The organism is Segatella paludivivens DSM 17968 = JCM 13650, assembly GCF_000373185.1.
In the GTDB taxonomy this organism is placed as follows: Bacteria; Bacteroidota; Bacteroidia; order Bacteroidales; family Bacteroidaceae; genus Prevotella; species Prevotella paludivivens.
Genome location: NZ_KB890628.1, coordinates 96396 through 112235 on the forward strand (window position 1 = coordinate 96396; position 15840 = coordinate 112235).

Here is a 15840-nt window from a genome sequence, read left to right on the forward strand (position 1 = left end):
TCTGTTCTCAATTTAATATATTACTTTTGTGTCTTGAAACCTAAATGAAATATTGATGAACAAATATATTTTCCTTATAATTCTAATGGCTTTGCCATCTGTTGTTTGGGGTTCTTTGGGAGCAAATGAAGCTGAAATGGTTTCATATCCCGGAGGGAAATGTTATATTTTCAGGCTTAAACTTACAGACAAGAAAAATACGTCATATAGGCTTGATAAGCCTTTGGATTTTCTATCCCAACGTGCTGTTGATAGGCGTAAAAAGCAACATCTGGCGATTGATTCTACGGATTTGCCAATATCTCCTGCTTATTTGTCTGCTATAGCAAAGTGTGAAAAAATTCAGATTGTTGGTAAAAGTAAATGGAACAATTCTGTTTTGATAAAATGTAATCATCAAAACAATGCATATAAATTATTAAAATTGCCTTTTGTAAGAAATCTAGTACAAGTATTTTCTTCTCCTGATTCAATATCTAGTTCTATACGCTCCAGTTTTAAAAAGGAATTTAATCGTTGGGACACAATACCTGATAGTAAATATGGAGTAGCTGTAAATCAGATAACTTCTTTGTCTGGTGATAGACTTCATTCTATGGGATATCGTGGAAAAGGAAAGGTTATAGCCGTACTTGATGCTGGATTTATGAATGTAGATAGAATACCAGCCTTGCATCAAATTAAGATAGCTGGTGTTGACGATTTCGTAGTACCTAAATCAAAAAATATATTTGCAGAGTCTGATCATGGAACAATGGTCTTGTCTCTTATGGCAACAGATATGCCGGGAACTTTTATCGGTACTGCTCCTGATGCTAGTTATATGCTTCTTAGATGTGAGGACACACGGACAGAGAGCTTGGCAGAAGAGGATTATTGGGCTGAGGCTGTGGAATATGCCGATTCTGCTGGTGTAGATATTATAAATTCATCTTTGGGTTACCACGATTTTGACGATTCTTCAACTAATCATAAATATTACGAAATGGATGGTTTGACGACATTTATTTCACATACTGCATCTATGCTTGCTGATAAAGGAATTGTATTAGTTAATAGTGCAGGAAATGATGGTATGGGGACATGGAAGAAATTAAACTTTCCTGCTGATGCAAAAAATATAATTACTGTTGGATCTATAACTCCAACTGGTGATAATGCTGCTTTCAGTGCAGTTGGACCTACTGCTGATGGAAGAATAAAACCTGATGTAATGGCTTATGGAAGTCCGGCTGTTGTTATTTCTGGACGTGGAACAATAGTTGATGATATGGGGACATCTTTCTCTGCACCGTTAATATCTGGTATGGTTGCTTGTCTATGGCAGGCTTTATCAGATAAAACGGCAAAAGAAATTATAAATATAGTCATTCATAGCGGTAATAATATTCACCCTGACAATGTTTATGGATATGGTGTTCCTGATTTTCAAAAAGCTTATAGCAGCGGAAAACGATGAAAGCACTGTCATTATACGAACTAAACAATTTGGTGAGGGAAACGATTGCTGTTTCTTTGACTGATGAATATTGGGTAGAGGCAGAATTGTCTGAACTGAGAGAGGTCAGAGGACATTGCTATATGGAACTTATTCAAAAAGATTTGTTTAGTAACACCCCTGTAGCTAAGGCTCAGGCAAAATGCTGGAAAAGTAAATGGATAGGTGTTCGTGATAAGTTTGAACGTATAGCAGGGCAATATCTTCATGCAGGTTTGAAGGTGATGTTGAAAGTTTATCCTGATTTCCACGAGGCTTACGGCTTTTCTTGGATCGTTACTGATGTCAACCCTGAATTTACAATGGGTGACATGGCTCGTAAGAGATTAGAGATTATAAATAAATTGAAAACAGACGGTGTCTTTGACTTGCAAAAAGATTTGCAGATTCCAATGTTTGCACAACGTATAGCTGTTATTTCAAGTGCTAATGCTGCCGGATATGGTGATTTCTGCAATCAATTGGAGAATAATGATTATGGTTTGAAGTTCTATCCTCGTTTGTTTCCAGCTATCATGCAAGGTGAAGGTATAGAAAAGAGTGTTATTTCAGCTCTTGATGATATCTATAAATCTTTGGATGACTTTGATGTTGTTGTAATTATACGTGGTGGTGGAGCTACCAGCGACATGAGTGGTTTTGATACGTTGGCACTTGCAGAGAATGTAGCAAATTTCCCATTGCCAATAATTACAGGAATAGGACATGAACGTGATGAGTCTGTTCTTGATATGGTTTCAAATACGAGAGTAAAGACTCCTACCGCTGCAGCTGCCTTGTTGATAGAACATCTTTCTAATGTCTATAATCGTGTGATGGATGCCCAAGAGGAGATTATATCAAGTATAGTACATAGAATGGAGGTTGAAAATATACGATTGAAAAGACTTGCTGAAAAGATTCCGATGTTGTTTTCTATATTTAAGAATCAGCAGATTTCCATGCTTGATAAATTGTTTGTGGAAATTGTAAATACCATTACTCAGAAGGTTTCAATGTGTACTTATGATATTAGCATCCTTTCAAAAAGTCTAGCACCTGTTGCGCAAAAGCGGTTGACAAAAGAAAGTTATAGACTGCAACTTATTCAACAGAAACTGGAAGCTCTTGATCCTGTTTTGTTGCTTAAAAGAGGATATAGTATCACTACATTTAAAGGAAAAGTAATAAAGAATGCTTCTGCTTTAAAAAGTGGTGATGAAGTAGAAACACGACTTGACAAAGGAACTGTAAAATCTATAATAAAATAAATATATGGCTAAAGAAGAATTTAAATATGAAGAGGCTGTGAGACAGCTTGAGAGTATCGTCGACAAATTGGAAAACGATGAACTCGATATTGATTCGATGAGCGAAAATTTAAAGAAGGCTCAGAAACTCATTAAGCTTTGTAAGGACAAACTTACTAAAACAGATGATGAAATCAATAAGATACTTGAGAAGGATAAGAAATGAAGCTATTCATAAATATTGTGCTTAATAGTTGCAAATATTCATTTTTATTCGTACTTTTGCGCTAAGTTATTACGTTGAACATTTAAAATATAGATGTTATGAAGGATCTGGATTGGTCTAATTTGTCTTTTGGCTACATGCCAACAGACTACAATGTTCGCTGCTATTATCGCAACGGAAAATGGGGCGAGATAGAGGTTTGCTCCGATGAGTATATTAAATTGCATATGGCTTCAACCTGCCTGCATTATGGTCAGGAAGCTTTTGAAGGCTTGAAAGCTTATCGTGGAAAAGATGGTAAAGTGAGAGTCTTCCGTATGGATGAAAATGCAGCTCGTTTACAGAGTACTTGCCGTGGCATTCTTATGCCAGAAGTTCCTACAGAATTATTTGAGGAAATGGTGAAAAAGGTCGTAAGACTTAATCAGGAATTTATTCCTACTTATGAGAGTGGTGCTACTCTTTATGTTCGCCCATTACTTATTGGTACTAGTGCACAAGTTGGTGTACATCCTTCAACAGAATATTTGTTCACAATATTTGTAACTCCTGTTGGACCTTATTTCAAGGGTGGCTTCTCAACTAATCCTTATGTTATCATTCGTGACTATGATCGCTCTGCTCCTCTTGGTACAGGTATATATAAAGTTGGTGGTAACTACGCAGCTAGTCTTAAGGCAAATGCACTTGCCCATGAAAAGGGATATGCTTGTGAGTTCTATCTTGATGCCAAGGAAAAGAAGTATATGGATGAATGTGGCGCAGCAAATTTCTTCGGTATTAAGAATAATACTTATGTTACTCCAAAGAGTACTTCTATTCTTCCTAGTATCACAAATAAGAGTCTTATGCAACTTGCAGAAGACTTAGGAATGAAGGTTGAGCGTCGTCAGATTCCAGAGGATGAACTTGAAACATTTGAAGAGGCTGGAGCTTGTGGTACAGCTGCTGTAATAAGTCCAATTAGCTATATTGATGATCTTGATACTGGTAAGCGCTATGACTTTGGTGCAGAGCCTGGCAAGATATCAAAGAAACTCTATGATACTCTTCGTGCTATCCAATATGGTGATGAAGAAGACAAACATGGTTGGGTCTCAATAGTAATTGATTAATTAACTAAATAACAAAAATACTATGGACAAAATTTCTGGTTACAAAGACAGAGCGATAGAATCACTAACAGGTAAATGGGGAAACTCTGCAATTGCTGCCCTTATATATTTTATAATATTTGGGGGAATACCAATAACATTTTCTCATAGTGCAGCCATAATACTATCATATTCGACAATATCAGATACACTTGGCAATATCATACAGATTGTATTATTACCTATCTTCTGGGGATTTGAAATAGTGTTTTTAGAAAACATACGCAAAGGAGATCAAAAAATAGACCTTGACAAAATGTTTGAAGGATTCAAGGACTATTTTCGAATAATGCTAACCAACCTACTCGTAGGAATATATACACTGCTTTGGACGCTATTACTTATCATCCCTGGATTTATAAAGATGTACTCATACAGTATGACCAATTATATCTTATTGGATGACCCTGATTTGAAATACAATTCAGCTATTGAAAAGAGTATGGCAATGATGAAAGGTCATAAAATGGATTTATTCTTACTCGATTTGAGCATGATAGGCTGGTTTATCCTTAGTATAATAACATGTGGAATAGGATTATTATTCCTTACACCATACAATTTAACAGCTCATGCCCACTTCTATGAAGATCTGAAAACTGAAGAGCAGCAGAACATTGCCGAATAGAACAAATACAACTACATAATAAGATCGTATCCGAAGTACGCAAAACTACACGGGTACGACCTTTTTAATTTTATGAATATACATTTATGAGCAAAGGAAAATTACAGAAATTCGCCGATATGGAAAGCTATTCAAATGTTTTCCAATATCCTTTTTCGGTGATAGAACAAGTTCCATTCGAAATGAAAGGACATTGGAGAGAACTATATTTTCATAATGACAACCCTATCGTATTAGAACTTGGATGTGGAAAAGGTGAATATACAGTGGAACTGGCTAAACTCTACCCTGAAACCAATTTCATTGGAGTTGACATAAAAGGTTCACGAATGTGGACTGGAGCAACTCAAGCTATAAACGAAGGATTGACAAACGTAGCATTCTTAAGAACTAACATCGAAATTATAGAACGGTTTTTCGAAAAAGACGAAGTACAGGAAATATGGCTCACTTTTAGTGATCCTCAGATGAAAAACGCACATAAGCGACTCACTAGTACTTTCTTCATGGCCAGATATCGCCATTTCCTTGTTGATAAAGGTATTATTCATTTAAAAACAGACTCTAATTTCTTGTTTACTTATACAAAGTATATGGTTGATGCAAATAAGCTACCTGTGCTATTATGTACTGAGGATTTGTATCATGATGAGCAGGATTCAGAAACCAGTAAGATACTTTCTATACAGACTTATTATGAAAGCATGTGGATAGAAAGAGGTCTGAATATTAAGTATATGAAGTTTAATTTACCTCATGAGAACAAACTTGTTGAGCCTGATGTAGAGATACCTTTGGATGATTATAGAAGCTATCATAGGCCAAAGAGAAGTGGCTCAGAAACAGGTAAGTGAAAAAATGCAAAAAGTTTGTTGATTTAAAAATTTAAACGTACATTTGCAAATATGTATAGCAACTGTATTTTTTAATAGTATATTCAGTACATTTATACATATTTAATTAATATGATGTTATGGATTTATTTCCATTTAGATATATGCTCATCATTTATTGATGAGATAATTTTAATTAGTCGTGTGTGCTTATGCTCGTGAGGGTGTCAGTATACAAAATTTTAAAGTTGAGTTAACTTAATAGTGCATAGTCGTGAGACAATGCACTATTTTTTTTGGCTCTCATTGTGTTTAATCAAAAAATATAATTACTTTTGCATTATTAATAAATTATTAGATTATGACATTATACCCAAAATTAATTACAGATGCCTTAGCGACTGTTGTCTATCCAGGTACGAAGAAAAACCTTGTGGAGAGTGATATGGTTGCTATGGATAATGTGCATATTGATGGAATGAAGGTTACCGTCACACTAATTTTCCCTCGTGACACAGACCCATTTCTCAAATCAACTTTAAAGGCTGCTGAGGCTGCTATTCATTATCATGTGGATAAGAATGTTGAAGTTACTATCGAAACGGAATTTAAATCAGCTCCACGTCCTGAGGTTGGTAAACTTCTGCCGCAGGTAAAGAATGTTATTGCTGTAAGTTCTGGTAAAGGTGGAGTAGGTAAGAGTACAGTCTCTGCTAATCTTGCCATAGCATTAGCTCGCTTAGGATATAAGGTTGGACTTCTTGATACTGATATATTCGGTCCTTCAATGCCAAAAATGTTCGGAGTTGAGGATGCTCGCCCTTCTGGTGTAAATAAGGATGGTAGACAACTAATAGAGCCAATAGAAAAATATGGTGTAAAACTATTAAGTATTGGCTTTTTCGTAAATCCTGATACTGCGACTTTATGGCGTGGAGGTATGGCAACATCTGCTCTTAAGCAACTTATTGCCGATGCTGATTGGGGCGATTTAGATTATTTCATACTTGACACACCTCCTGGTACAAGTGATATACATCTTACATTGCTACAAACTCTTTCTATTACTGGTGCTGTTATCGTTAGTACTCCTCAGAAAGTGGCTCTTGCTGATGCACGTAAAGGTATTGATATGTATCGCAATGATAAGGTTAATGTTCCAATCCTTGGACTTGTTGAGAATATGGCTTATTTCACTCCTGCTGAGTTGCCAGACAATAAGTATTATATCTTTGGAAAAGACGGAGCGAAGAACTTAGCTAATGAATTAGGTGTAGCTTTGTTGGCTCAGATTCCTATTGTTCAGAGTATTTGTGAGAGTGGTGATGCCGGTGAACCTGCAGCAACTAAAGTTGATACAATTACAGGTCAGGCTTTCTTGAGTTTGGCACAATCTGTTATTACAGTTGTCAATCGTAGAAACAAGGAACAGGCTCCTACTGAAATAGTAAAGATGAAAGACTGATTCGTTATTTATTAAATAAATAAATAGGTGGAGAATTAATAAATTCTCCACCTATTTTTATAATATGTTTATTCTTCTGTCTTTTTGTTTTTATTCTTTGCTTCAATCGCTTTTTTCTTTAGATTCTCAATCTTATCATAAGCATGTTTTCGCGTATTATTAATCTGGAATCTATATACAGCGCATGTAAGGAATAAGTATACTACTGTTTGTATCCACAAAGCAGTTACTTCTGGCTGTATATCGGATAAAGTTCCACCCATACTGCTTATTCTTAGGAATCCTCTAATTCCGAATGTTGATGGGAAAATATAGGCTATTGCTTGCCATACCCCCGGCATATCAGCTAGTGGCCATGAAATACCTGATATGAATAATAGTGGTACTGATGTGAATATGACCAGTAGCATTACGTTCTCTCTATATCTTACAAGACATGACAATGCCATTCCAAAAAATATAACAGATGATATGAATGGGACCATAAGCCCTAATAGATCTATTCCAGATGCAAGCATTGTATAATTGAAAAATCGTGGAACGCACATTGTTATATATGCCGCCATTACACTATAAATCATAAAATAGCACATAGATTTACCAAGTACTATTCTGAATATTCCGATATAGTGTCGGCTTATAGGTACAAGATCTTTATATCTGTTACTTTCGCGTGCTGTTCCTGCACCAAGACCAATTCCCAACATTAATGTTTGTTGTAGAATAAGTATGAGTACTCCCGGTATTATAGCATTTCCATATCCTCCAGTAGAATTAAATATAGGAACTTCAGCAAAGTCAAGTGGCTTTGTGGTTATTTCATCGTCTCTATTGGTGTAGTCTTTGGATTGAGCTATTTGAATATTACTGTTGATTTTGCCCGCAACAGCCTGTATCGTTTGATAGATAGCTTTATATGTAAGCATGAGACTCATGTCGCAATATAAACTCAGATGAGCTTGTTCTGAACGAAACAGTTTCGTAGAAAAATCTTTAGGGAAATACAATATTCCATGTACTTTCTGCTTACCTATTAGATCTTTTGCCTCATCTATACTGTTACAGTAATATGCAACCTTTGTGTCAGGACTAGCGTCTACTTCGCGTGTAAATTCACGACTTGTCTGGCTGTGTGATTGGTCTACTATGGCTACAGGTACCTCTCTTACTACTTCATTATTGTATATCCATGAGTAGAGTAGAGGGTATCCTAGTGGTACAAGTATAAAGAAAATGAGCACACCTTCATCAGTAACGGTAGAGCGCATTTCTTTAGCCCAGATATAACACATATCTCTGAGACCATTTAGTATCTTATTTAATAATCCTTCGTTCTTCTCCATTATGGTATATATACATAAAGTAGCATAGCCCTCTTAATGTTTCCCATCACGAATATCGGCAGTAATGCGAATAGTATAAGGGCTGATATACTGAACCATGCGTCCATCAGTGGGTAACCGTTAAAAATATTGATTTGATATATCATGTAATAGTGGCGCAGCGGAAACAGATTTGTCAGTTCCTGTATGATAGGATTCATTGAAAAAGCCGGATATGTTGCTCCACTTGTAGAAAAACTTACCACAGCCCATAGTGAGCAGATACTCATTGACATTCTTAGTGATGGCATAAGCCCAAATGCAAAAACTCCGAATCCTTGTGCTGATACAACTGCAAGAAAACCAAGTAGTAGCATTGTAAATACACCGCCTGGGTGTGGAAATCCTAATATGTAATAAATATAAATTTCAAAAAGATAGAATATTGTAAGAAATATCATGAATTGTGGGAGTAGCTTGCCGGTAATAGCTATCCATGGATTGTTACCCGCCATTGCAAACCATTCCTTTGAATGTTTGAATTTTAGTTCTGTACCTATAGAATAAGGTGTAAGCAGAAATATAAACAGCATTAATATTCCTGGAACCATTACAGTACTAAGATAAACATTGTAATTTGACCAAGGATTCCCAATCATGTGCAAATCTATTGCTATAGGTTGCAGATACGTCTTAATTTCATCATCGGTCTTTCCCAATGCGCTCAGTTTTGTTTTGCCAACAGACGCTGAACCTAGCGATGATATAGTCTTCAAATCACGAAATAACATAGATCCCGCAACCAATGTCACATTGCTATAATAGAAAGATATCTTAGGTCGACTTGATGTCATCAGTCCATCAGTAGTTCCTCTTGGTATATATAGAAAAGCATATATTTTGTTTTCCTGTATTGCTTGCCTTGCCTCATTTACATTATCATATTTGGCAACTACTTTAGTTGTCTGAAAGGCATCTAAGTGTCTTATCATTGAACGTGTAGTGGCTGTGTTATCAAGGTCAACAACTCCTACTGGCATATCTGTAGGTAGACCTTTGTTCATGAGTGACGTAAAAAAGAAAACAACAAATAACGGGAAGATAACCATGCAAAATCCATATATAGGATTCTTCATGAGTATTCCGCATTCGCGAATAGCGATACTATATATTTGCTTTAAAACGCGCATTTATTTTTTTATCAAACTCATTCCTGGGCGTAGTCCGTCTAATTTATCAATTGGGCGTGCCTTAACTTCGAAAGTCTTCAGGTCGTATTGACCAGTTGTCTTGGTAGCCTTCCAAACGGCATAGCTGCCTTGATCCTTAATATAATATACTTTCATTCTGATGTCCTTGTTAAAGGCAGGTACGAATGCTGTAAATGTATCACCTATCTTCATGCCTTTCAATTGGTCCTCGCGTATGTTGAAGGTTCCCCATTTATCGCTCATAATAGAAATACTCATGATAGGAGAACCCATACCTACAAGTTCTCCAACTTTTGGATATACATCGCTAACTTCACCTTCAACCTGTGCAATTTGTACAGTTTCTTTCAATAGTGAACTTACTACGTCTACAGTACTCTGTGCAGCTTTGGCATTATTTGCTACGATACGTTTTTCTTGTTCACGTGCGCCATTGCGAGACAGATCATATTGACTTTGGGCAGCCTTAACCTGAGCTTCTGTTGCTTTATAGGCAGCAAAAGCCTCGTCACGTTTCTGACCACTCATAACTCCCTCATCATATAGATGTTGCATACGGGTATATGATTTCTTTGCAATGTCCTCTGCAGCTTTTGCCTGCTGTACCATTTCGTAGGCTCCTTGTATCTGTTCCTTGCGTGCGCCTGCATCAGTAAGGTCTTGCAATGCTTTAGCTGCATTTCCTGTGGCCTGTGCAACCTTCTTTTGGGCATCAATTTCTGGAATTTCAAGTATAGCAAGTGTGTCGCCTACATGTACATAGTCTCCCTCTTTTACTCTTAATTCCACAATTCGCCCAGGAAGTTTGCATGAAACTCTGTATTCAGAAACTTCAACTTCTCCCTGAATGGTTTCATCTTGCTTCCCAAGAGTAAAGAAACCGATTAATCCTACAACCACGACTACAAGAGTAAATCCCAATACTGCAAGTAGAATGTTGTTATGCTGTGATTTTGCTGACATGATTATTATATTTCTATTTTCAACAATTTTAATATCTTAATACTCCAAGAGCCTTTTGGAGGTTTACAAGGGATAATTTCACTTCAACTTCAGCGTCTATTTTCTGACTTTGAGCCTGTTGCCATGCAGTCTGTGCTGTCATTACGTCTGTAGTTTCCATTATACCTTCTTTGAATCCAAGGTTTGCACAACGTAGGTTTTCCTCGGCACTTTTTATGTTTTTGCGTGCCATGGTAAGTTTTTTGTGTGCTTCCTTTACTTTAAATTGGCTCTGTGTTATCTGTAAGTCTATTTTTTCTTTAGTATCGCATAATTCCATTTGAGCCATGCATGTAGCTACTTTTGCGGCTCTTATTTTATATGAACTTTCAAACCAATTCCATACTGGGACTTGTAAAATTACGCCAACATTCCATGTCCCTGCGAACTTTCTTTCAAAACTATTGTATATGTTCGGATTACTAACAAGATATCCACCTGTTAGTAGAATATGTGGTAAATATTCAGCTCTTACAAGTTTTGTTGCTTGTTGGCTTATTTCTATACTATTTTGCAACATGCGCAACTCTGGACGGTTGCTGCTAGCTGCATCTTTGTCAGCTACGTTGTCTGTTTGTTGTGACATGTCTATGTTCAGACTGTCACTGCTTTCGTCGGCAAGAGTTATATTATAACTCATTGGTATGCCACAAAGTTGGCAAAGCATCATCTTTGATAATGTGAGTCCATCTTCAACTTGTGTAACTTGCATTTCTGCTTCGTTTACTTTCACGTTAACCCTCAATCCATCAGCGCGTGTAGCAACACCTTCCTTTATCATCTTTTGAACATCACTATTCAGCTTTTTCACCAAATTGAGGTAACTGTTTGCAAGCAACTGTTTTTGTTTTAGTGAAATCACTAGCCAATAGGCTTGGTCAATATCATATAATGTAGACTGAGTTTTATAGTCTGCATCATTTTCAGCAAGACTTTCGTTAATCTTCGCTATATTATTGATTGCAGTTATGGCACCACCCATATAAATTGGTTGGCGTACCATTATTGCTCCTCCCCAAATATTATGAGTGTCTGTCTCTAATGATTTTACTATTGAATTACCTATCTGGTTGCCGGCTGTAGCCATTGGAGCTCCTAACTGTCCCATCGCACCGCTTATCTGCTGCGCAACACTTGCTGGAATAACACCTTGTTGTACTAGTCCTGTAACCATGCTCGACAAACTACCGCCTGCTAGTGTGGCTGCATTTGTGCCTAAATTATTAAGCTGGTTCTTTTCGTCATTGTTAAGCAGAGATATGGATTCGCTAAAATATTGATAGCCACCAGCAGCATCAACCTTTGGCAGATACTTTGTTTTAGCAGCTTTTCTTATATTCATTGCCATATCCTGTTTTAGCTTAGAAATATTTATCTGTTTGTTGTTGTGCAATGCTAATGCACGACAACTGTCAAGGCTCAATGTTCTTTGAGCCTCGGCAGACATAAATGCGCCAAAAAATATGAATAATGATATTATCTTCTTCATTTATTTAAATGTAAAGCTTCTTGAACCAATCATATTACCGTCAGCAAAGATGCTCACGTTATATGTTCCTTCTACTAAAGCTTGTGATACATTCCAATACATTGCTACTGGAGTTTCCTGACCACCGTATTCTATAGTTTTCTGCATGGAACTTTCCAAGCTTCTGTTTTCATATTTAAAAGAACCTGAACCACCTAGCAGAGTTCCTGTAGGCGATGTTATTCTTACATAAATAGTCTTATTTCCATTGGCTGCTGTCACATTCTTTGCTATGCTGAAACTAAGTTGGAATGCTGTTGCCTTCTTCAGTTTATTGGTGTTTTTTCCGTTCTTGTTTCTTGCAGACATATTAATACCAATAGCATCCAACTGTGATGCCATTGCTACTTTCTCAGACAAAGAGGCTCTTTCTGTATTAAGTCCGGCAATTTGTTTAGTTGCTTCTTGGTATTGTCCTTTTATGTGATAGTTCTCGTCTGATAAGTTTTTGTTCAAACGATTTAGTGAATCTATTTCCAATACGTAGCTACGCAATACTTTCCTTACAGTTCCCAATTCTTTTTTGAGGCGTGTAATCTCTACTGCGTCGGTACTTTTTACATTCCTTAGTTCTTGAAGCAGTCTTTGTGTACGTTCTTGCTCCGTTGTAAGTTGTGCAACGATAGAATCATTGTTTATCTGAGTTTTCATTTCGCTATACTGATTAGCGAATTGTTGATACTCGTTTTCCATCTCTTTCTTGTCAAGCTCTGCCAATTCCTGCATAGCTTTGTTCTCTTGTTTTTGTGATTTTAGATTCACAGACAGGTAAATAACACCGCTGATGAGTAGAACACCTACAATAATAAGGGGAATTAAAATTTTCTTATTCATAATTATATTTATTTTCCTTATATTTAAAACAACGCAAATTTACCGTTTTTATCTTAAATGGCAAAGACTTTTTAAACATCAAACACCTATAAACTTAATTTTTAGCATTTTTACGGAAAAAATGAACAATATTAAAATTATTTTCACAGTTATGTGTTATAGCAATATAATCAGATTATCCGGTGTTTGTTTTATACAGTATTATTAAGTTGGTTAAACTTTGTTTATTCCGGATCTTGTGTCAGTTCTGTTATTTTGCCCATGAGAAACTTAGCTTTGTCAAGCAAAGAAGCTTTGTGATGATTGAAATTCGGTTCCTCAGAGACATTCATATTATTATCCAACACTTTTTTTCTAGGTTCATCGGCAATTTTGCTTGTTGTATTATCTTCAGCAGAAATTTTGAATGTTATAGAATTATTTTCTTCTGGTTCTTCTTCTTCAACTTTATCTTCAGTTAGTTCGTTTTCATCATAATTTTCTTGTACATCATGATCGTCTTCTGGTTCATCTTCAACAGTTGGTGCTGGCGTGAATTCATTTTCATTTTTAAAACCAAAATCAAATATCTTTCTCTTGTAAGGCTTGTATAGTTTTTCTATCAATGATTCAAAATAATTATCATCTGTAGAATCAATAAGTCCGTCCTCTTCTTCGTCTTCAAAGCCAGTCGCGAGGATAGTTACTTTGGCATTTTTGCCAAGAGTATTGTCGTTGCTAACACCCCATATAACGTCAATATTTGGATCTAGTGCATCCATAAATTGGTCTATTTCGTTCATTTCGCTAACTAGAAGTGGATAGTCCTTACTAGTATATATGTTAAGCAATATTCGTTTTGCTTTGTCAATTTCGTTTCCATATATAAGTGGTGAATCCAATGCGTCAACAACAGATTTCTCTACACGGTGTTCACCTTCTCCTTGTCCCATAGCCATTATCGCACCTCCACCTCCTCGAAGAGTTGATTCAACATCGCAGAAGTCTAGGTTTATGTCGCCTTGAACGGTTATGAGTTCAGATATAGATTTTGTGGCATCGCTAAGTATCTGGTCGGCTCGTTTGAAAGCATCTTTCACGGCAACTTCTTCATTAGAGAATATGTCGCATATTCTTTCATTATTTATAATTAGCAGGGCATCAACATTTTTGCGCATTTCTTCAACGCCGTGTAGTGCCTTTATTATTTTTTTTCTTTTTTCAAAATAAAACGGGATCGTAACGATACCGATAGTGAGTATTCCCATTTTCTTTGCTTCACTAGCTATAATTGGGGCAGCACCAGTTCCTGTGCCTCCACCCATTCCTGCTGTTATGAATACCATTTTTGTGCCGTCATCAAGTAGTTTATGTATTTGTTCTATACTCGACACTGCTGCGTCTTTGCCTATTTCTGGGTTAGCTCCTGCACCAAGTCCTGTGTCGCCGAGTGGAAGTTTCACTGTGACAGGTGATTTTTGCAAAGATTGACTATCAGTATTAAGTACAGCGAAAGTAACATTTACAATACCTTCACGATACATATTGTTGACAGCGTTGCATCCTCCTCCGCCAACTCCAATAACTTTTATGATTCCTTTCGACTTGTCTTCTATTGGTCCAAAGTCAACTAAAGGTTGTTTATCGTTTTTCTCTTCAAAATCCTCCATATCTCATTTCTAAGTGTAAAGTTAATGTAAACGTGGGCATAAATATCAAGCATGTTTGAATATTATCCTGATTTGAGCCCATTTAATGCAAAGATACTGTAAGCCGAACACAATACAAAATAAAAAGGACTTTTTTTTAGTTAATCATATTTTTCCTTTGTTTACTTGTCTGATGGTTAATATCGTCATTTCAATAATTAAGATAATATAACCAACTGGATATTTATACTCTGTCCTTTTATTATAAAAATAACAACTTCTTAAACAAAAGGTTAGAACGTATGTAGACCTGAAATAATCTTAAGGTGTTCGACCAATTTTAAATACAAGTACTATATTAAGATTTCAAGAATCATGCTAATACTCATATAATTGGAGAAATTGTACATAGGTTTTGCAAATAAACAAGCGTCGAAACGTCTATCGGCTGTCTATGAGTACGTTATATGCTATTTTTGTAATACAATAGTGTCGGGCAAACGTCAAATAGCATTTCCGTTTCTATATAGAAACGCAAACTTTACATCATAGAAACGGAAACTTTGTGTCGTAGCAACAGAAACGTTTCCACGTAAAAATGCAAACGTTACGTCGTAGAAACGTTTTTTCGATGAAATAAAACGATATGTTTATTCGTCTGTTATGAGATAGCTACAAATTACACTGCCGTGACGCTTGATTAATGTTAATTTGAAAAGTAGCGTGCTGATAATCAATGCCTTGACACTTCGACGCTAGTATTTCTTAAAAGTACTATGTGCGCGCGTGCGCGTGTAATAGAGAAGTATTCAGTATTTATTTTGATGTATAAATTATAGGTACACAAAATATTTATATATAATAATGTGTAAATAAGATACTGTAACTGAATTACCTATGTTTTTGATTTTATTATCTGCCTGTTTTGATTATCAAGAGTGCCTCTCTTTGGCTAGACGTTTGTTGTAGCGAAGTCGCTTTTATTGCTCAAATTAGTAATTTTAAGACGGAATATATCAATAAAAATGCTTTGAATGTAAACTAAATGGAAAAAAATGAGTAAAAAACAAACTTTTTCATTAAAACATTTGCGAGTCTAGAAAAATTGCTATACTTTTGCAATCGCTTTCGCCTCAAAACGAATAGCGATTAAACTTTTAGAAATAGAAGTTAAAAGAAAGAGTTCTTTGAAAAGATTTACATAGACAGAAAAGTAGTACAAGAAGCGAGTGCTGAGATTTATTTCGGTACTCGGGTAAAAAGAAACAAACCGTCATCGGAT

At 36.0% G+C, this 15840-nt stretch carries 13 protein-coding genes; 7 read left to right on the forward strand and 6 right to left on the reverse strand.

What is annotated here, in order from left to right:
• The first annotated feature begins 55 nt into the window (after positions 1 to 55).
• From B045_RS0102230 to B045_RS0102260, 7 genes are all read left to right on the forward strand, one after another.
• Positions 56 to 1459 carry a S8 family peptidase gene (locus B045_RS0102230; RefSeq protein ID WP_018462641.1) on the forward strand — a complete coding sequence of 468 codons (1404 nt, stop codon included), beginning with the start codon at positions 56 to 58 and terminating at the stop codon, positions 1457 to 1459.
• Positions 1456 to 2748 (forward strand): exodeoxyribonuclease VII large subunit, encoded by a 1293-nt coding sequence (gene xseA, locus B045_RS0102235; protein WP_018462642.1) that lies wholly within the window; start codon positions 1456 to 1458, stop codon positions 2746 to 2748. The genes B045_RS0102230 and xseA overlap by 4 nt, the downstream gene beginning before the upstream one ends.
• Before the next feature lie 4 nt (positions 2749 to 2752).
• On the forward strand, positions 2753 to 2953 hold the full coding sequence (gene xseB, locus B045_RS0102240) for an exodeoxyribonuclease VII small subunit (RefSeq protein ID WP_018462643.1): 201 nt from the start codon (positions 2753 to 2755) through the stop codon (positions 2951 to 2953).
• A gap of 98 nt (positions 2954 to 3051) precedes the next feature.
• The gene (locus B045_RS0102245) at positions 3052 to 4068 is read left to right on the forward strand and encodes a branched-chain amino acid aminotransferase (protein WP_025883695.1); all 1017 of its coding nucleotides are present in this window, start codon (positions 3052 to 3054) and stop codon (positions 4066 to 4068) included.
• A gap of 22 nt (positions 4069 to 4090) precedes the next feature.
• Positions 4091 to 4735: a DUF975 family protein gene (locus B045_RS0102250; RefSeq protein ID WP_018462645.1), complete on the forward strand. Its 645-nt coding sequence runs from the start codon at positions 4091 to 4093 to the stop codon at positions 4733 to 4735.
• A gap of 86 nt (positions 4736 to 4821) precedes the next feature.
• Entirely contained in the window at positions 4822 to 5589 is a 768-nt protein-coding gene (gene trmB, locus B045_RS0102255; RefSeq protein ID WP_018462646.1) for a tRNA (guanosine(46)-N7)-methyltransferase TrmB, read from the forward strand.
• A gap of 340 nt (positions 5590 to 5929) precedes the next feature.
• Positions 5930 to 7033 (forward strand): Mrp/NBP35 family ATP-binding protein, encoded by a 1104-nt coding sequence (locus B045_RS0102260; protein ID WP_018462647.1) that lies wholly within the window; start codon positions 5930 to 5932, stop codon positions 7031 to 7033.
• 68 nt (positions 7034 to 7101) lie between these two features.
• On the opposite strand, the gene B045_RS0102265 is transcribed toward B045_RS0102260, so the two are convergent.
• From B045_RS0102265 to ftsZ, 6 genes are all read right to left on the reverse strand, one after another.
• Entirely contained in the window at positions 7102 to 8376 is a 1275-nt protein-coding gene (locus B045_RS0102265) for an ABC transporter permease (RefSeq protein ID WP_018462648.1), read from the reverse strand.
• Complete coding sequence (locus B045_RS0102270; RefSeq protein WP_018462649.1) at positions 8376 to 9545, reverse strand: ABC transporter permease; 1170 nt, start codon at positions 9543 to 9545, stop codon at positions 8376 to 8378. Before B045_RS0102270 ends, B045_RS0102265 begins: the two co-directional genes overlap by 1 nt.
• Positions 9546 to 10529: an HlyD family secretion protein gene (locus B045_RS0102275; RefSeq protein ID WP_018462650.1), complete on the reverse strand. Its 984-nt coding sequence runs from the start codon at positions 10527 to 10529 to the stop codon at positions 9546 to 9548.
• A gap of 28 nt (positions 10530 to 10557) precedes the next feature.
• A complete protein-coding gene (locus tag B045_RS0102280) occupies positions 10558 to 12057 on the reverse strand; it encodes a TolC family protein (protein WP_018462651.1) in 1500 nt (499 codons plus the stop codon).
• Positions 12058 to 12930, reverse strand: a complete 873-nt coding sequence (locus tag B045_RS0102285; RefSeq protein ID WP_018462652.1) for a coiled-coil domain-containing protein — start codon at positions 12928 to 12930, stop codon at positions 12058 to 12060.
• A gap of 224 nt (positions 12931 to 13154) precedes the next feature.
• Entirely contained in the window at positions 13155 to 14579 is a 1425-nt protein-coding gene (ftsZ, locus tag B045_RS0102290) for a cell division protein FtsZ (protein WP_018462653.1), read from the reverse strand.
• Positions 14580 to 15840 lie beyond the last annotated feature (1261 nt).

Excerpts from the sequence above, each read along its gene's own strand:
- B045_RS0102250 (WP_018462645.1), top strand. The coding sequence starts at position 4,091 with ATGGACAAAATTTCTGGTTACAAAGACAGAGCGATAGAATCACTAACA.
- xseA (WP_018462642.1), top strand. The coding sequence starts at position 1,456 with ATGAAAGCACTGTCATTATACGAACTAAACAATTTGGTGAGGGAAACG.
- B045_RS0102245 (WP_025883695.1), top strand. The coding sequence starts at position 3,052 with ATGAAGGATCTGGATTGGTCTAATTTGTCTTTTGGCTACATGCCAACA.
- B045_RS0102270 (WP_018462649.1), bottom strand. The coding sequence starts at position 9,545 with ATGCGCGTTTTAAAGCAAATATATAGTATCGCTATTCGCGAATGCGGA.
- trmB (WP_018462646.1), top strand. The coding sequence starts at position 4,822 with ATGAGCAAAGGAAAATTACAGAAATTCGCCGATATGGAAAGCTATTCA.
- B045_RS0102275 (WP_018462650.1), bottom strand. The coding sequence starts at position 10,529 with ATGTCAGCAAAATCACAGCATAACAACATTCTACTTGCAGTATTGGGA.
- B045_RS0102285 (WP_018462652.1), bottom strand. The coding sequence starts at position 12,930 with ATGAATAAGAAAATTTTAATTCCCCTTATTATTGTAGGTGTTCTACTC.
- xseB (WP_018462643.1), top strand. The coding sequence starts at position 2,753 with ATGGCTAAAGAAGAATTTAAATATGAAGAGGCTGTGAGACAGCTTGAG.
- B045_RS0102265 (WP_018462648.1), bottom strand. The coding sequence starts at position 8,376 with ATGGAGAAGAACGAAGGATTATTAAATAAGATACTAAATGGTCTCAGA.
- B045_RS0102280 (WP_018462651.1), bottom strand. The coding sequence starts at position 12,057 with ATGAAGAAGATAATATCATTATTCATATTTTTTGGCGCATTTATGTCT.
- B045_RS0102230 (WP_018462641.1), top strand. The coding sequence starts at position 56 with ATGAACAAATATATTTTCCTTATAATTCTAATGGCTTTGCCATCTGTT.
- ftsZ (WP_018462653.1), bottom strand. The coding sequence starts at position 14,579 with ATGGAGGATTTTGAAGAGAAAAACGATAAACAACCTTTAGTTGACTTT.
- B045_RS0102260 (WP_018462647.1), top strand. The coding sequence starts at position 5,930 with ATGACATTATACCCAAAATTAATTACAGATGCCTTAGCGACTGTTGTC.